The 16,482-nt window shown below is 43.4% G+C and carries 16 protein-coding genes; 13 read left to right on the forward strand and 3 right to left on the reverse strand.

All coding sequences use genetic code 11. From position 1 onward, the window contains the following. The first annotated feature begins 93 nt into the window (after positions 1-93). The 6 genes from ACSBOP_RS03495 (at position 94) to ACSBOP_RS03520 (ending at position 7,140) form a co-directional block, all read left to right on the forward strand. A complete protein-coding gene (locus ACSBOP_RS03495; RefSeq protein ID WP_442603090.1) occupies positions 94-1,155 on the forward strand; it encodes a suppressor of fused domain protein in 1,062 nt (353 codons plus the stop codon). A gap of 30 nt (positions 1,156-1,185) precedes the next feature. Then, a complete protein-coding gene (locus ACSBOP_RS03500) occupies positions 1,186-1,668 on the forward strand; it encodes a hypothetical protein (RefSeq protein ID WP_442603091.1) in 483 nt (160 codons plus the stop codon). A 38-nt stretch (positions 1,669-1,706) separates the two neighbouring features. Next, a complete protein-coding gene (locus tag ACSBOP_RS03505; RefSeq protein ID WP_442603092.1) occupies positions 1,707-3,059 on the forward strand; it encodes an SMI1/KNR4 family protein in 1,353 nt (450 codons plus the stop codon). A 306-nt stretch (positions 3,060-3,365) separates the two neighbouring features. After that, positions 3,366-4,607: a chloride channel protein gene (locus ACSBOP_RS03510; RefSeq protein ID WP_442603093.1), complete on the forward strand. Its 1,242-nt coding sequence runs from the start codon at positions 3,366-3,368 to the stop codon at positions 4,605-4,607. 225 nt (positions 4,608-4,832) lie between these two features. After that, a complete protein-coding gene (locus ACSBOP_RS03515; RefSeq protein ID WP_442603094.1) occupies positions 4,833-5,897 on the forward strand; it encodes a hypothetical protein in 1,065 nt (354 codons plus the stop codon). Positions 5,898-6,012: 115 nt separating this feature from the next. After that, entirely contained in the window at positions 6,013-7,140 is a 1,128-nt protein-coding gene (locus ACSBOP_RS03520; protein WP_442603095.1) for a beta-ketoacyl-ACP synthase III, read from the forward strand. 68 nt (positions 7,141-7,208) lie between these two features. On the opposite strand, the gene pgtP is transcribed toward ACSBOP_RS03520, so the two are convergent. Next, positions 7,209-8,567: a phosphoglycerate transporter PgtP gene (gene pgtP / locus ACSBOP_RS03525; protein WP_442603096.1), complete on the reverse strand. Its 1,359-nt coding sequence runs from the start codon at positions 8,565-8,567 to the stop codon at positions 7,209-7,211. 310 nt (positions 8,568-8,877) lie between these two features. Between pgtP and ACSBOP_RS03530 the strand changes: the two genes are divergently transcribed. From ACSBOP_RS03530 to ACSBOP_RS03550, 5 genes are all read left to right on the forward strand, one after another. Continuing rightward, positions 8,878-9,798, forward strand: a complete 921-nt coding sequence (locus ACSBOP_RS03530) for a substrate-binding domain-containing protein (RefSeq protein ID WP_442604357.1) — start codon at positions 8,878-8,880, stop codon at positions 9,796-9,798. Continuing rightward, positions 9,795-11,225 (forward strand): ATP-binding protein, encoded by a 1,431-nt coding sequence (locus tag ACSBOP_RS03535; RefSeq protein WP_442603097.1) that lies wholly within the window; start codon positions 9,795-9,797, stop codon positions 11,223-11,225. Before ACSBOP_RS03530 ends, ACSBOP_RS03535 begins: the two co-directional genes overlap by 4 nt. Then, a complete protein-coding gene (locus ACSBOP_RS03540; protein WP_442603098.1) occupies positions 11,225-11,893 on the forward strand; it encodes a response regulator in 669 nt (222 codons plus the stop codon). The genes ACSBOP_RS03535 and ACSBOP_RS03540 overlap by 1 nt, the downstream gene beginning before the upstream one ends. A gap of 153 nt (positions 11,894-12,046) precedes the next feature. After that, a complete protein-coding gene (locus ACSBOP_RS03545; RefSeq protein WP_442603099.1) occupies positions 12,047-13,045 on the forward strand; it encodes a DUF3829 domain-containing protein in 999 nt (332 codons plus the stop codon). A gap of 155 nt (positions 13,046-13,200) precedes the next feature. Further along, positions 13,201-13,689 carry a DUF2199 domain-containing protein gene (locus ACSBOP_RS03550; RefSeq protein ID WP_442603100.1) on the forward strand — a complete coding sequence of 163 codons (489 nt, stop codon included), beginning with the start codon at positions 13,201-13,203 and terminating at the stop codon, positions 13,687-13,689. A gap of 84 nt (positions 13,690-13,773) precedes the next feature. Here the strand turns inward: ACSBOP_RS03550 and ACSBOP_RS03555 are convergent, their stop codons facing one another. Both ACSBOP_RS03555 and ACSBOP_RS03560 read right to left on the reverse strand, forming a co-directional pair. Then, a complete protein-coding gene (locus tag ACSBOP_RS03555) occupies positions 13,774-14,418 on the reverse strand; it encodes a formylglycine-generating enzyme family protein (protein WP_442604358.1) in 645 nt (214 codons plus the stop codon). A gap of 37 nt (positions 14,419-14,455) precedes the next feature. Beyond that, a complete protein-coding gene (locus ACSBOP_RS03560) occupies positions 14,456-15,115 on the reverse strand; it encodes a TetR/AcrR family transcriptional regulator (protein ID WP_442603101.1) in 660 nt (219 codons plus the stop codon). A gap of 188 nt (positions 15,116-15,303) precedes the next feature. Between ACSBOP_RS03560 and ACSBOP_RS03565 the strand changes: the two genes are divergently transcribed. Then, entirely contained in the window at positions 15,304-15,954 is a 651-nt protein-coding gene (locus tag ACSBOP_RS03565; RefSeq protein WP_442603102.1) for a Vat family streptogramin A O-acetyltransferase, read from the forward strand. A gap of 101 nt (positions 15,955-16,055) precedes the next feature. Further along, a complete protein-coding gene (locus tag ACSBOP_RS03570) occupies positions 16,056-16,475 on the forward strand; it encodes a hypothetical protein (protein ID WP_442603103.1) in 420 nt (139 codons plus the stop codon). The last annotated feature ends 7 nt before the right edge of the window (positions 16,476-16,482 follow it).

Consider the following 16,482-nt stretch of genomic DNA (forward strand, 5'->3'; position numbering starts at 1 on the left):
TGGCCTTTTCCCTAACAAAACGCTGCTGTCGTTAATCACGGTTTCGGGTTCTGTTATAATAGTAGGCATATGCATCAATAGGGAGGAACGACGATGAACGAAGAAGTAAAGTCTGACGGATGGGACGCCATTGAACAGGCCATGTCCAAGCTCTACGGAGATCAGGAGCCGAAGCATTACGGCACGCTTATTTCATATAGGCTGGGAGGTCCCGATCCGCTCAACGGTATCAGCGCATACAAGGCGGAGCAGCCCCTGCCTCATTGGCATATCGTTACGTTTGGGTTTTCGGAGCTGTACGATAAGGAATCGGACGATGCCGAGCACAGCGGCTACGGATTTGAATTGACCTTTCGGCTCGCTCGCGAGGAAACGGAGGAAGAACCTCCGGCTTGGGCGCTAAACCTGCTGCAAAATATGGGGAGATATGTTTTCAAGAGCGGGAACATCTTCCGGTCGGGCGATTACTTGGATGCCAACGGCCCGATCTACCTTGGGTCCAATACGAAGCTGACGGCGCTGGCCTTTATCGAGGACCCCGAGCTTCCGGCAGCGGACACACCGAACGGTCGGGTGCAGTTTCTACAAATGGTCGGCATTATGGGCTGCGAACTCGAAGCGATGCAGACGTGGAATACGCTCGGCATGCTGAGGGCTTGCGAGGAATACATGCCCCGTTACATAACGGATCTGACGCGGGATTCTTTCATGCAGGTGCCTGCGGTCGACGAAGCGGTGAAAAGAGGGATGGCACGGGACGGGTCCAATACTGGCTTTTTATATGTGGATCAATTGGGCTGGGAACCGACTAAGAAGCGTCTGCTCGGCAAGACCCCGGCAGTGCTCAGATTAGGGGCTAAACAGGCCGGGATCGTCGGCAAGCTGCTGGCAGGCCGCATTTTGAAAGGGAAATCGCTTTATATGACAGGTCCGGATATTCAGGTTGTTTTGGATCCGGGGGAGACAGTGGGTTTGGAAGAAGGAGAGGACAGGGTTCGCATCAAGCTTGATGAGGCGAGCGCGGCCGAGTTGTCCCGGAAGCTGCAACCGAAGGAAGGCATGATTGCGCTGTCTTCCTTCAAAGGAATGACCATTCAAATCGTTAAAACCTATATTAAAGACCAGGACGGAAATGTCGTATCGACGATCGGTTAGCCGATGATGCCGTATATTAAGGAGAAGAAAATGAGCAGTTATCCCATCGTCATTGAAGAATTTCACAATACACTTCTCAAGCTAAGAGGCTTTACGGGAATTGAAAGCGGAGTCGAGAACCTAGAGCCGATCGATACGGACATGCTTGGGTCCAGCGCGTGCGCCCATCTTCCCCACACCGCCCTGCTGCGCACGGACGGCGGGCTGAATCATGAAGTGCTGATCCAGTTTGAGATTACCTTCGACTATTCACCTGAAAGCCTGCAATCCCTAGAGTTTCTGGCCTGGTTTGTCAGGGACTGCGCGCGGGGCGGAACGAAAGTCCAGCTCAGGCCCTTCGCTCTTCCGCCGGAAACTCCCTTCGGAAGGCAGCTGGGAACGACGCTGAAATGGCATATGGATCTTTTTATCGATGGTATCGAAGAGAGCCTGGAGCCGGCTTTTGAAACGGTTCGCCGGCTTCATCATTCCTTGCAAACGGCGATCCAGCTGTACGATATCCCGCTGAAATGATCAGTATCGCTTTTGGAATAAAAACAGGGGAGGAACACATGCCAAGAGAACAATTGTACCGGATTCGCCGGAAGCTGGAGCAAGCGGCCAAAGCCGATCCGGAGTGCAAAGTATTCGGAGCCAGAGCGCATAGGTACAAACTGAACGAGCCGCTCAGCCTTGCCGAGCTTCGCCGGTTCGAACGAGAGCACGGAATCGCTCTGCCTGAGCCTTATGCGGCTTTTGTGACGGAGCTGGGGAACGGAGGAGCCGGACCTTATTACGGGATTCATCCGTTGGGTGCCAAGCAGGCCATTGACCTTGACCTCATAGGGCATCCTTCGCCCTTGCGCCCGGGAGCCAAACTGGAGCCGTCCGGAACGCCCAGCGGCGACTGGGATGACGATTTTGAGGACGATGAAGACGAAAAGTACCCAGGACTGCTCAATATCGGCGAGCAGGGCTGCAGCTACGAAACGATGCTGATGATTACAGGGGATTACCGGGGCAAAGTGATCTATGCGGATCTGGACAGCCGAAAGACGTTTTTCACCTATGAAGCGAACTTTCTGGATTGGTACGAGCGCTGGCTGGACGAGACAATCGCGGGTTACGACAGCGCGTGGTTCGGGCTGCGCCGCGGCGGGGACGACCGGGAGCTGATGGAGCTGTACCGGTCGGTTTCGGAGGAAAGTATCAAAATCGAAGCGCTGGAAGGCATGCTTAAGTTGCCGGACATTGCCGATGAAACCGTCGGCTTTCTCCTGCGGCAATATCACGAGAGCTCCGGCGAAGTGTGCCGCTGGGCGCTTCATGTGCTGGCCAAGATGAGATTCTGCCAGGCGGAGATGCTGATCAGGCAAAAGCTGCGCAGCCAAGACGCCGCTGATCGCCTACATGCGCTGCAGCTCATCAAGTGGTACATGCCCGAAGGGGACTGGCACTTTACGGAGGAGCTTGCGGCCATGCTGCCGCTGGAGAATGACGAGGAGGCGTTTCTCTTTCTAGCGATGATATTGAGCGAAGCTGGGGCAGACATGCTGCCGCTCATGCTGCCTTTTTTTCTCAATCCCAACAAGGACATTCGCATCCAGGCGCTGTATCAAGCGGGAAAATCGCCTGCCTCTGTGAAAGCGGACTATGTGCCGAAATTCATCGCGGCCTTGGAAGATACGGAAGTGAGGGTGCAACTCATCGCCTTGCAGGCGCTGAGGGGCGTGACGGATGCCAGACTGCTTGAAGTCTTTGAGCGGCTGCTGCAGCAGCACAAGACGGACAAGGATTATATCCGCTCCAATGTGCGGGGGCTGCTCGAGGAATTCCCGTTCCGATCTCTGGAGCAGGTGGAACGGGAAGTTCCTTCCTCCTTAAGGCAAGTGAAGGGGACGCTAAGAAAACTGATGGAGCCTTAACGCATTCTGGCCAAGCTGGAATTGCTCAAACAGGAAGCAGCCCGATCATTTGGTGACCGGGCTGTTCTGATTTTAAGAATGAGTTTTATATGTTACAAGTCTACAAGCATTCCATTCGCGTCATAAACAGCAAATCCCCCACTTGTCGGAGCTTCCATCAATCTTTAAAGCTTGTTAGATCAAGAACTGTGAGGTATAGTTTTTACTTCCTCAGCTGAAAATAATATAAGTATAGTATAGGGATGTCTGAAAGCACGAATCTTGTGATCAGCTTGAGAATGAAGGAAGGAGGACAGTTACAAGATAATGAAATGGATTGCTAGGGGTTATTTGATATTATATAGCGTCACTTTCGGAGGGATTGCAGGGCTCCTGACGTGGAGTTTTTTAACTATCACCTCTTTAATGACCCACTTATTATGGGATGTTTTGCCGAGTACGATTCATGTTCAATATTGGACTATTCTTGTATGTTTAGTCGGAGGTATTTTGGTAGGATTGTGTCAGAAGTATTTCGGTAATTATCCGCGCAATATGGAGCAGGTCTTGGCCGAATTCAAGGAAACTAAAAGAATTGACTACAGTACCGGGTTTAAGAGTGCGCTTACTGCACTTATCGTCCTTTCTTTTGGTGCCAGTCTTGGGCCTGAAGCGGCTTTAGTTGGCATTGTGGGTGGACTCTCTACGTGGGTGGGAGACGTCCTTAAATCGAGGGTGAAGAAAAAAACCATCGAAAACCAGTACAAAGAAATTATCATACAGTACAGTGTTGAAACGACGATTGGTATGATTTTTAGAGCCCCGCTCATAGGAACGACTCCCCTAATTCAAGAGCGGCATGATTCAAAGTTATTAAAGTTGATCAAGACCACTGTGTATATAATTACGACGGCTGCGGGCTTTGGAGTATTTGTATTATTATCCAAAATCGATAACCGACAATTTGCGATAGCTGATTTTGGTCCGGCCACCATACGTGTAAATGAAATATTGGCTTTGATCCCGCTTATCCTGGTCGGAATATTGCTTGCCCAAATGTATGAGTTCTTCGGACGTATTTTTCATAAATTACTCAGACCGCTGGATCATTACAAAGTCATTAAAGCGGTAATCGGCGGATTAGTCCTTGGAATAACAGGTACGCTCCTTCCTCTTACGATGTTTTCAGGAGAGCATGGGCTCACCGATTTAGTAGTAGAATGGGGCAGCATGTCTATATATCTATTGCTGATATTAGGCATTGTAAAGTTATTCTTAACGGAATTTTGTTTATCCACCGGTTGGCGTGGAGGGCACATTTTTCCTATCATTTTCGCTGGAGTAAGTGTAGGGTACGCCATAGCAGCGTTAACTGGGATTGATCCTGTAACATCTATTACCATGGTCACTACTTCACTGACGAGTGCAGCTCTCAAAAAGCCAATTGTTGTCGTATTTCTTTTAATGATGATTTTCCCATTAAAGCTACTCGTACCTATAATTTTGGCGGCCTACCTCCCAGTATTTCTGTATAAGGCTTTAGCGAAACGGAAAATCGTCGAATCTTAGAGATAAAACGAACGAAGAACCGCAAGAAAGATACCTTGAAATAGGTACCGCTTGCGGTTTTTGTATTTTCCATAAATTGGTAGATCAAGTATGGGGATCATAGAATCGACAAAATCTTGCAAATTTTTCTTTTCAATTTCCTGCTTATGTAATAAAATAAAAGAGTTTGAACAAGAAGAGATTAAGAAAAGAGAATAGGAAAAGAGAAGAGAGGGGTAACACTACATGAGAAAGTTATTGCTTATGATGACCATGCTCGTATTTGTACTATCAATGGTACTGTCTGGATGCGGAGCGAAAATGGAACCGAAAAAGACGTTGGAGAATGCGTTTTCTAATATGTCCAACATCAAATCTGGAGATTTTAAAATGTCTTTTGCATTAAATCTCGAATTCCCAGAAGAGGCGATCCAAAATAATACTGGTCTCGCTACTGCTGCTCAATTATTGAAAAATATGGAAGTTAATGTTAACGGTACATATCAGAAGGATCCGATGCAACTGGAAATGAACTTGGAAGCTCACCTCAAAGGCGACATGCAAATGAACTTTACTTTGCCAATCGTTATGAATGAGAAAAAAGTGTGGATTAAAGTACCTAACATCCCGATGCTGCCACTGCCAAAAAATATCGTAGGTAAGTTCGTGGAATTGGACATGAAGGAACTGGCCGAAAAGTCAGACCAAAAAATTACTTTGGATGCAGCTGCGATCCAAAAGCAGCAAGAGTTTGGCAAAGAGGTTATGAAAACCATTCTAAAGAATGTTGACGAGAAAACATACTTCACGCAGCTAGACAAAAAAAATACGAAGCTTCCGGAAACTGTAGAAGCGGATCGTATCGTTAATTTCGCGGTAAAAGACGAAAACCTTGAAGCATTTGTAACTACAGTTGTAGAAAAGGTGTTGCCTGAATTGTTAGATTTGATGTCGAACGAGAAGTATGCGGGCCTCTTCAATATCGACAAAGCAGAAGTTGAGAAGATGAAAAAAGAGTTGGCAAACAAAGAATCGCTGAAATCAGGTCTAGAGGAAATCAAAAAGGCGCTGAAAATCAATGATCTTCAAATGACAACGGCTGTTAATAAAAAAGACTTCCCAGCATACTTCGAAATGAACGTTGATCTGGCGAACAAGGATGCTGAAGCAGCGGAAAAAGAAGAGCCGACCAAGTTCGGTTTTAATGTGAAAGTGGAATACAGTAAGATCAACGAGCAACCTCAGTTTAAAACGGGTATTCCGAAAGATACGATTACACTCGATCAATTGCAATCCCAAATGAACCAGTAAACGACCAAGGCCGTCTCCCCCATTCAAGGGAGGCGGCTTTTCATTTGTCCTAATTCTTTACAATTAGTTAAATATATACAATAATTACAGTTATATAATAATTGTGAGGTGCTCTATGAATCAGGTTTATATTACTAGTATAGGTAAATTTCTTCCTGGATCTCCGGTTAGCAATGATGAAATGGAAGATTATCTCGGCAAAATTGGCGGTAAATCTTCCAAAACGAAGCGAATCATTCTGGAGAGGAATCAAATAAAATATCGCTATTATGCGATAGATAAAGAGCAAAAGAGTTTATACTCAAATGCAGAGATGGCTGCCCTAGCAATTCGTGATGCATTAGAACGACATGGGCATGTAGCGGAACATGAGATTGGGTTCCTTGCAGCAGGTACGACAAGAGGCGACGTACTTCTACCTGGATTTGCTAGTATGGTGCATGCAGAGATTGCTTTTCCTGTAATGGAAATTGCTTCGTTTTCTGGGTTGTGTGCGAGTGGCATGCAGGCACTTAAGACTGCTTATTTACAAATTAAGGCGGGTGAGCATGAAGCAGCGATCTCTTGTGCAAGTGAGTTTCTGAGTCGGGAATTTAAACATACCAAATTTGAAGCACAGAGTGTCTGTAGCAATGGTAGGGTACCATTCGACACGGATTTCTTGCGATTTATGCTTTCGGATGGAGCGGGTGCAGCCATCTTGCAAAATAGCCCTTCTGCCAAGGGGCAATCGCTGCGCATTGAATGGATCGATAATAAGTCGTATGCGAATCAATACGATGTGTGTATGTATTCGGGCATGAGTAAAGAAGACGGTAATAAATCCTGGCTTGATTATCCATCCACGAATGAGGCGGCCGATCAAGGGGTTTTTAATTTAAAGCAAGATGTAAGGCTTGTTAATGAAATAACAAAGGTAGGAACGAATCATTTTTTGGAGATGGTGGAGGCAGGTCGTATTGATCCACAGGCGATTAATTGGATGGTCTGTCATTATTCATCGCATTTTTTCAAAGAAGAAATATTCCGATTGTTCGAACTTGGAGGAATTACGATCCCGGATGAGAAGTGGTTTACGAATTTATATACGAAGGGCAATACAGGTTCGGCTTCGATTTATATTATGCTGGAGGAACTGCTGAATTCAGGACATCTCTCTGAGGGTGAGCAAGTGGTGTGCGTCGTTCCCGAAAGTGGTAGATTCCAAAGCTCGATTATGCTTTTGACCGTTGTGGGATCCTAGGGCCTGACCAATATTTGTGAACGGGAACCCGCAGGGGCATCCTGCTGATTCCCGTTCTAATAGGATTCCTATACTGCCTGTTTCTTGCTGCGTTCCAATTCTTTTACCCCCATATGGGCCAATATACAGAAAATAATACAGCAGACTACAGCAGCCAATAGAACATAGAAGCCGCCATTCCAGCCCACCTTGTCAACCATTACACCAAAGAGGGTAGTACCAAGAGACGCACCTAGAATGTAGCTCATAAAGCCGCGCAAGCCAACCGCAGATCCTACGGCAAATGACGGCACAACCTCCAACGTTTGCACGGAAGCCAAAAATTGCGGGACGTAAATCAAACAACCGATGATGGCAGCGAAGATAGTAGTGCCAAGCAAAGTGCCGCTCTGCCAGTAGCCAATGACGCAGAAGAAGATCAACACCATGGCAATGATAGCAGGTGGCATGCGGTATCCCTTGAAAAACCTGTCCGATAGATAACCAACTAGAAGTGTGGAAGGAATAGCCGCCCACTCAAAAAATAAAAAGGCAACGCTCATTTCGGATTTGCTGAAGTGTTTTACACTTAGCAGATAAATAGGCAACCAGCTTATAATGCCAAAACGAACCATGTACACAAAAACGTCTACGAAGGAAACATACCATGCATTTTTGTTGCACAATACATAATTTTTGAAGATTTGCCAGACAGTCATATCTTCCGGCGGTTTGGAGTTGGTTTTTTGTAGCTTAGTAGAGTCCGATTCATCCTCGATGATTTCGTTCAATGGTGGCAAGCCTTCGCTTACCGGAGAGCCTTTGACCAGAGCTAATATGACCATTGCCAAAACGATAGCGACTGCTGCTGGTACCTGGTAGCTTGCCGCTTGCCAGTGATCAGTACCAAGCATAGCAAAGCCGACACCAACGATAGGCGCTACGATTCCGCCGCCTAGATTATGCGATATATTCCAGATGGCACCGGCAACACCTCTCTGTTTGCGCGGGAACCAGTTTGCGAGGGTAATGAAGCTAGGCCCGACTCCCATTCCCTGAAAAATACCGTTCAGAATAACGAGTGAGGCAAACATCCAGAACGCCGTAGTGAATCCCATCATAATATTGACGAGTCCGCACATAAGCAAACCAAGTGCCATGTACCTTTTCGGATCGGCTTTATCCGCAAGACTGCTCATGAGTCCCTTGCTGACTCCGTAAGCAATGAGCAGACAACTACTTAATAGCCCAACTTCCGTAGCACTAAGGTGAAGCTGTTCTTTCAGATATGGAGTAGACAATGCAAAATTGTTACGAACGATATAATAGGCCATGTAACCCAAAAATACACCTAATAAAGACTGCAACCGGAAGAGCTTGTATGTTTTTTGAACATCTCCCGGTGCTACCTTTTTGGTAGCGACTTTCGGTTTTAAAAATGAAATCATGCTATCAACCTCGATTCTTAGCTGTTAATGATGCTGTCTTCATGATAGTGCTTTCAAAAATTTCTTGATGTCGTTATGACCTCCCCGTTTTTGAATATCTCCCTACATCCTTTCTTTATTATCATGCCAATTGGAACTATAAAACTATCAGCAAAGTTCTGAATTTTTGTAGGAGAATAAGGAGGTCTTGTCAGATAAAATCCTATCGTGAATGTCAGTATTTCATGCTATACTTTGAAGAAATTAAATCAAATCAGATAGAGTTATGCTGCCTTCTGGCGGAAGCCTACTGCGTAGAATGGAGAAACTGATGATAAGGCTGCCGATGATACTGCTTATTATTTTGATTACTGTACTTGCGTCAGGATGTTCAAATAGTCGTTCTGATTATCAGATTGTTTTTTCCGAGAGGGATGTTACGCCTGCCAATGCCCAAGATGGGACGCCATCCCCGGTCCGTGTGGCCATTTCAAGTGTGCTGCCACCGAGCGAAACGGTTATGCACTACAGAACAATTGCCGATTATGTAGGAGAGAAACTTAACAGACCTGTTATTCTTATTCAGCGTAAGAGCTACAATGAGATCAGCAAGCTAATGATGAATGGTGGGGCTGACATCGCTTTGCTGTCGTCAGGCGCGTATCTAACCTCCAACCGAGTTGAGGGGATTGAACCGATTGCGATGCAAGAGCGAATGGGGGTACCTTACTATTACGGTTATCTTGTCGTAAATCGTGACAGCAATATGACAGATATTAGCGATTTAAAAGGAAAAAGCGTTGCCATTACCGACCCTTCCAGTTATTCCAGCTATATTTTTATGAGCGAAAGATTAGCTGAAATTGGGGAAACACCGGAGCATTTTTTTGGCAGTCAATTGTACACGTACAATCATGAAAACTCACTCAAAGCTGTCATCAACAGGGTCGTTGACGTTGCAGCTGTGAACAGTTTGGTTTGCGAACAAGCCAAGCTGAAAAATCCTGAATTAGCTGATTCTTTACAAATAATTGCCAAATCAGAGCCGATAGGTACTGGCCCGGTAGTAATCAGCAGCAGTTTACCTGATGAAGATAAGAAAATTATAAAAGAGACTTTTTTGTCCATGCACGAGCAAGGAACCATACAACCAGCTTTGCAAAGTTTGTTTATCGACCGATTTGTTCCGTTTGATCCTCTATTATATGACACCGCTTACAGTAAAAGCTCCTATAAACGAGGTCGCCTATGAAATGGTTGAGTAAACTTCGTATAAATCGGAAGATATTCGGAATGATCCTCGTGGCGCTGCTTTTTCTCGCCTCTGTCTTAGGGTCGATCATATGGGATTCGCTTACCAACATGATGACTGAAGAGCTGGAAAAACGCGGCACTAGTATTGCGAATAATATCGCGGCGTTGAGCTCGGATTATATTCTTACGGATGATCAATTTTCAATTCATCTTCTCATCTCCCAAGCACAAAAATCGAACGAAGACGTTCGTTATATCCTGATCATTAATAGCAAAAATGGTCTTGTGGGGGATACGTTCTCCGGTAATCTGCCGAAGGGGATATTAAGTGCGCATACTCTCGGTGGCGCGAATCATCAAAAAGTTGCTACACTAACCTCAGATGAAGGGAATATTCACGATATCCTTGTCCCCATCGAGGGGGGAGATGTAGGATTCGTTCGTGTTGGCATGGAGGAGAAACAGGCCAAAGCCTTTATTTTCACTAAAATTGGCGAGTTGGTTTGGGCCACATTATTGGTTTGCATAGGCACAGCCGGAATCGCTTATTATGTGACCCACTTTATTACGAAACCGATCAATAATCTGGTTGCTGTTGCAACAGGCATATCAGCGGGAAATTTATCTATACGGGCGAAAGTGACGAGTGACGATGAAGTGGGAAAACTCGCGCATGCTTTTAATGATATGGCAGATAACTTGATTAGCTCGGGTACCGAAGTAGAAATGCTATTGAGGAAGCTTCAAGAAAAAGAACGGCTTCGTGATACGCTAATCTTGAAGTTATTGACCGCTCAAGAAGATGAGAGAAAGAGGATCTCCCGTGAGCTTCACGATGAGACAAGCCAAGCACTTACTTCACTCATGGTTACCATGCGTGTGCTCGCTAATGAAGCGAAAGATGCCGAACAGCAGGAGCTGCTTCATACTAGCCGAGAGGTTGCAGCGAGTATTTTGCGGGAAATTAGGGATTTAGCGGTAGAATTAAGACCGCCTATTTTAGATGATATGGGATTAATTCCAGCAATAAAGAAATATATTCAAAAGTTTGAAGAGAAGCACGAAATTGTGGTAGATCTATTCGCTCCCGCAGATGATATCGTCATTGATAGTCTTACTGCTGTAGCCTTGTATCGTATTCTTCAAGAGAGCCTGACGAATGTAGTCAAACATACGGCAGCGACCAGAATCGAGATTACCATGGGAACTACAGATCATTGTATACAACTGACTATTCATGATAACGGGCACGGTATCCAGCCGGAAGATTTTGAAAGGGCTCGTCAGCAAAATCGGATCGGAATATATGGTATGAAGGAAAGAGCCGAGTTGCTTGGAGGTTCATTTTTTGTTAAAACTACGAATGTCGGCGGGACCGAACTTAGGGTGTCTATCCCGCTGAACCTGGAAAAAGGGGTGCAGTGATGGAACAGACTATAACAATCATGCTAGTTGATGATCACGCTTTGCTGCGGGCAGGCTTAAAGCTGTTGCTGCAGAAGAAGCCATCCTTAGAAGTTGTAGGTGAAGCCGCCGATGGAATTGAAGCTCTGCAGTTGTACGAAGAACTCAGACCTCAAATTTTAATACTTGATATCAGTATGCCGCGCTTAGACGGAATTCAGGTGCTCAAAGAAATCAAATTACGTTATGAGCAAGCGAAAGTCATCGTACTCACCATGCATGAAGATGAAGATTATATTACTTCAATCATGCAAGCAGGAGCTTCGGGTTACATCCCTAAGGTGGCAGTGGATGAAGAATTATACACCGCTATTGATTCCGTCGTGAACGGGCATATCTACCTTCGGCCGCAAGAAACTCGTACATTGCTTTCATCGATGCTCAAAAAAACACCAAAGAAAGCAGAATCGCAAAATCCTTATGTGCTATTAAGTCCACGTGAGCGCGAGGTGCTGGTGTTTCTTGCAAAAGGATATACACTAGTTGAGACAGCTCAGCAATTAACGCTTAGCATCAAAACGGTAGATACACATAAGACAAGAATGATGAATAAACTGAATGTTTCTCGAAAAAGCGAGCTTGTTGAATATGCGATGAAGTATAAGCTTTTAAATGATGGAACAGTATGAATGCAAGAATCAAATAGGGATAAAATTTCTTCAAATATTCAATTTTAAGCTAACAATTCTCAAATTTCTACTGGTAATATTAATAAATATTCCCTTTGTGACCGATGTAAATAGTCGTAATGGAATAATATAGAGATTAAGGAGTGTAGTGTTTTGAAGAAATTATTATCCGTTTTATCAGTATTACTTGTATTGTCGGTTCTTTTGATTTCATGTGGTTCTAAGGAGAAGGAAGGAAAAATTGATTCAGCAGCAGCAGTAGATGTAGAGAAATACAATTCCTATGTAGACATAAGCAATTATATGACGGGATTTTTGGAGACAGGTATTCGCAAATATTTAGAGAATTTTGGAACTGAAGAAGAGCTTAAATTTAAAAAGAATTTTGACGCGAAAAAGTTCGATGGTCAGATCTTATCTCCAATTGCCAAATTCGCTTTTGATCAAGTGGAAACGGCGCTGGCATACTCGTCTAAGAAGCCTTCTTTCGGTGCAGCAGATGAATCTATGAAGGCTTTACTGCCCAAAATGAAAGATTACTTAAATATGATAAATGAATTAGACACCTATTATCGTTCCAAAGCCTTTGCACAGGATGACTTCGCAAAAGGAAAAGAATTACATAAAAAGTTTTATAAGACGTACAATGAATACACAGCTTTAGGAGATAAATTTTTCATAGACTTCTCTGAAGTAACGAAGAAAATGGAACAGGCGGACTTGGAAAAGTTAAAGAAGGATGATTATCTGGTCAGATATTATGCGAAGAGCATAGTAATGAAAGCGAAGGAAATTCAAAGTGATTTTGCCTTAGCTAAGGTGAATGACAGTAACATACTGGATTATGACGCCAATAAATACAAAGAAAAGTATGACGTTTTAACGGAAGATATGAATAAGTTCTTGGAATACGCCAAGGACAAGTCGAGACTTGAAAAAGAAGGCATCAAAACTTTAGCGAGATTTGATCAGATCATACCAGAAGTGAAGGCAAGTGCTACAGATATTATGCAGGTCTTACAAACGAAGAGTACCAACTTAAATAAGCCTTCTGACGGTAAAGTAAAATCAAGTGAGACAGTAGGATATCTGGATAAATACAGCAATAAGGTTTCTAGTTTAATTAGCAGCTATAACAATATGATGAAGTAAGCTATTATTTAACAAATTTATCCAAATAGTGATGGTAGAAATGCACGCCTTAGAATAAGCATCGGACAACCTCAGGGTTACTTCGATCGATCGATTCTTTGGCGTGTATTTTGTTATAAGATTAACCTGATTGATGTAAAGGAGGAGTAGGAACGATGAAATGCCCTCAATGTAATAACGAATTAAACGAAGTTCCTTTATGTTATGGAATTGAAGCGCCATACTATTATTACACGGTACCAGAAGAGAAAAGAACAGAATTAATTAGAGATTTTTGCGTAATTGATGAGCAGTATTTTTTTATTAGAGGACACATTGAAATACCGATAATCGATAGTGAAGAGAAATTGATATGGAGTGTTTGGGTTTCACTTAGTGAAGAAAATTTTATGGAATCCAATGAATTATTGCACGTACAAGGAAGAGAAAATAACCAACCCTATTTTGGATGGTTGTCAACGGAACTTTCAATATATCCAATAACTACACTGTCGTTGAAAACAATGATACATACCCAAGAAGTTGGCGCTGTTCCATTAATAGTACTAGAACAGACTGATCATCCACTTGCAGTTGAACAAAGAGAAGGAATTACAATGGAGAGAGTAAAAGAGATTGCTCATTTAATAAATCATACGCAGTAATGCATATACCTATTGTCTAACCTGTCAGAGCTCAAGCGGAAACAATGCTTGAGCTCTTTTTAAATGTTAAATAACTTCCGAATCTTATAAAGACCGGGCAAGGCGGAATCCAAGGTCATCGATGCAAAAAGACGGGTGACTGCGACGACGGCAGGTAGCCCCACAGCCTCGTTCCTCTTCGGCCCAGCTGCCACCTCGGAAAATTCGGTAGGAACCATATACGTTCTGGTCATATAAATCCCAGCACCACTCCCAAACATTCCCTAACATGTCATACAGACCCCATGCATTCGGTTCCTTTTTTCCTACTTCATGGGTTTCACCTTCTGAATTTTCATTATACCAAGCGATCTTATCCATTTCTCCGTATCTGTACCCGCTAGTTCCTGCTTTACATGCATACTGCCACTCTGCTTCAGAAGGAAGTCGATAACCGTCTGCTTCCCAATCACAGATGATTTCTTCACTGTCATTACTAATAGAATAACACGCATTCAATCCAGCCTTCTGAGAAAGTAGATTGCATATGTAAATGGCTTCATTCCATGAAATATTCGTAACCGGCTTTTGACTTTTATCGATAGAAATGGGGGATTTCCCCGTAGCTGCACAATACAGTTCCATTGTTACAGGATACGGAGCAAGAAGGAAAGGTCTTATTTCGGCCTTCCATATCCTTTTTGTTCGATCGTCTCTTAATTCTATTTCTCCACCTGGAATTTTGACCATTGGATAATCAAAATCGCTTTTAAATGCAGCAGACACTCTACTTTCCTCCTCTAGTTAGCCTTTTGACATAGTCCTCACAGATATATCGATTATCTTCACCGTTCATTGGCGGGATATCTGCAACTCGAAAGAAGCTTAGCCCTACGACCATCGCCAGCAGGCCATAAGCAGCGCTATTCGAATCATCCACCTTCATACTCCCTAACATGTTGCCATAGTCAAAGATTTTCACTATACCTTTCATGTCTTCCTTATACCCCGCCGACACGACTTCTTGTAAACGGGGATCCAATACTGCTTTAGAAAAGAAATGAAGAAAAAGCTTTGCTTGAACTTCGTGTGGGATATACATCCTTTCAATACCTTCAAGATCCGATACATTGATGGGTTCTTGTGTATCCTTGCTATAAGGTGGGAGGATGTTCTTCAGTGTAACCTCGATCATTGCCTCTGGAGTCATTGTATTCTGAATTTGAGAATTGATCTTCAAACCATAATAGGCCAAGAACGACCTGAAAGCCTCAATAATCAAGTTATCCTTATTCTTAAAGTAATAAGTTACAACACCTTTTGAACAATCCGCATACTCAGCGACTTTATCCAGCGTCATGCCATCAATCCCATGTCTGCTGATACACATTAGAGTGGCGTTAATTACATCTGCTCGACGCTTTGGTTCCATTCCTACTTTAGGCATTTTTCTATTCCTCTTTTCATGAAAAGACTTCTGATTTATTTTATTTATACTGAACAGCCGGAATAAAATAAAACATACAGGATATGGAACCTTATGTCAATCCAGTACGGACTTGGGATCGATCATTTCAATTGGTATACTTATAATCAAAAGAAAAGTTAATAACCTATTAGAGAGGTAGTGGTCGTATGACGATAGCTCCGGATAAAAATAAGCTATATCCAAATGAAAATATTAGAACAGTTTGTTACATTAATAATCTACCAAGCAGGCCTAATGTTGAGATTGGTGATTATACATATTACAGCGACAATACAAACTCACCAGAGAATTTCTATAACAATATTCAGCATCATTATGATTTTTTAGGTGATAAGCTGATTATCGGTAAGTTCTGCGCCATGGCTGAAGGGGTTACTTTTATTATGAATGGTGCTAATCATCGGATGGATGGTATTACAACATATCCTTTCAATATTTTTGCTGGAGGTTGGGAAAAGGTCACTCCAACGTTAGAGCAGCTGCCTTTCAAAGGCGATACTTGGATTGGCAATGATGTATGGCTGGGACAACATGTCACGATTATGCCGGGAGTAAAAATTGGTGATGGTGCAATTGTCGCTTCGAACTCAACGGTTACAAAAAACGTTGAACCCTATACAATTGTTGGCGGCAATCCTGCAAATGTTATTAAGAAACGTTTCAGTGATGAGATGATTCAATTATTGTTGGAGCTTCAATGGTGGAACTGGGATGAGAAAAAGATATTTGAAAATCTTGAGCAATTAGTAGCGGTTAACGATATTGCCACACTAAAGAAGCTACTAAATGAGGAGTAATTATTTATGGAGAAATATCATCGCCGTTTTGGGAGATAAGCCTCAAGATAAGAACGTGTGTTTCTGTTATTGTTTGAGTTAGAGAGATGGAGGAACAGTCTATGAAATTGTACGTAACGGTTAAAAGCTTGGGTAAACGGAAAAATGTACTGACAAGGCTTGGAATAGAGCTTCCGGTTATTCCGACAACGCTGAAGGAGCTCATTACGGAAGTAGTTAGCTTTAACGTGCAGCAGCTAACCGAGAAGCAACAGAGTACTGCGCTGATTCCATTCTTAACGGGTGAGGAGATTAACGAGCGCGGAGAGAGTGGAAAGGTAGGGTTCGGCTCGGTATATAACGAACAGAGTCCTGATCTTGCCAAAGCAGTAGAGACCGCATTATTAGCTTTTGAAGATGGGCTATATAAAGTATTTATTCGTGAAGAAGAGAATAGTCATTTGGAATCACCCCTTCAGCTTATGGAAGAGGATGAAATTGTATTTATCAGGTTCACAATGTTAGCTGGAAGCCTATGGTGAGGGGAGA

The sequence above is a fragment of the Paenibacillus sp. KN14-4R genome, from assembly GCF_052180255.1.
GTDB lineage: Bacteria > Bacillota > Bacilli > Paenibacillales > NBRC-103111 > Paenibacillus_AM.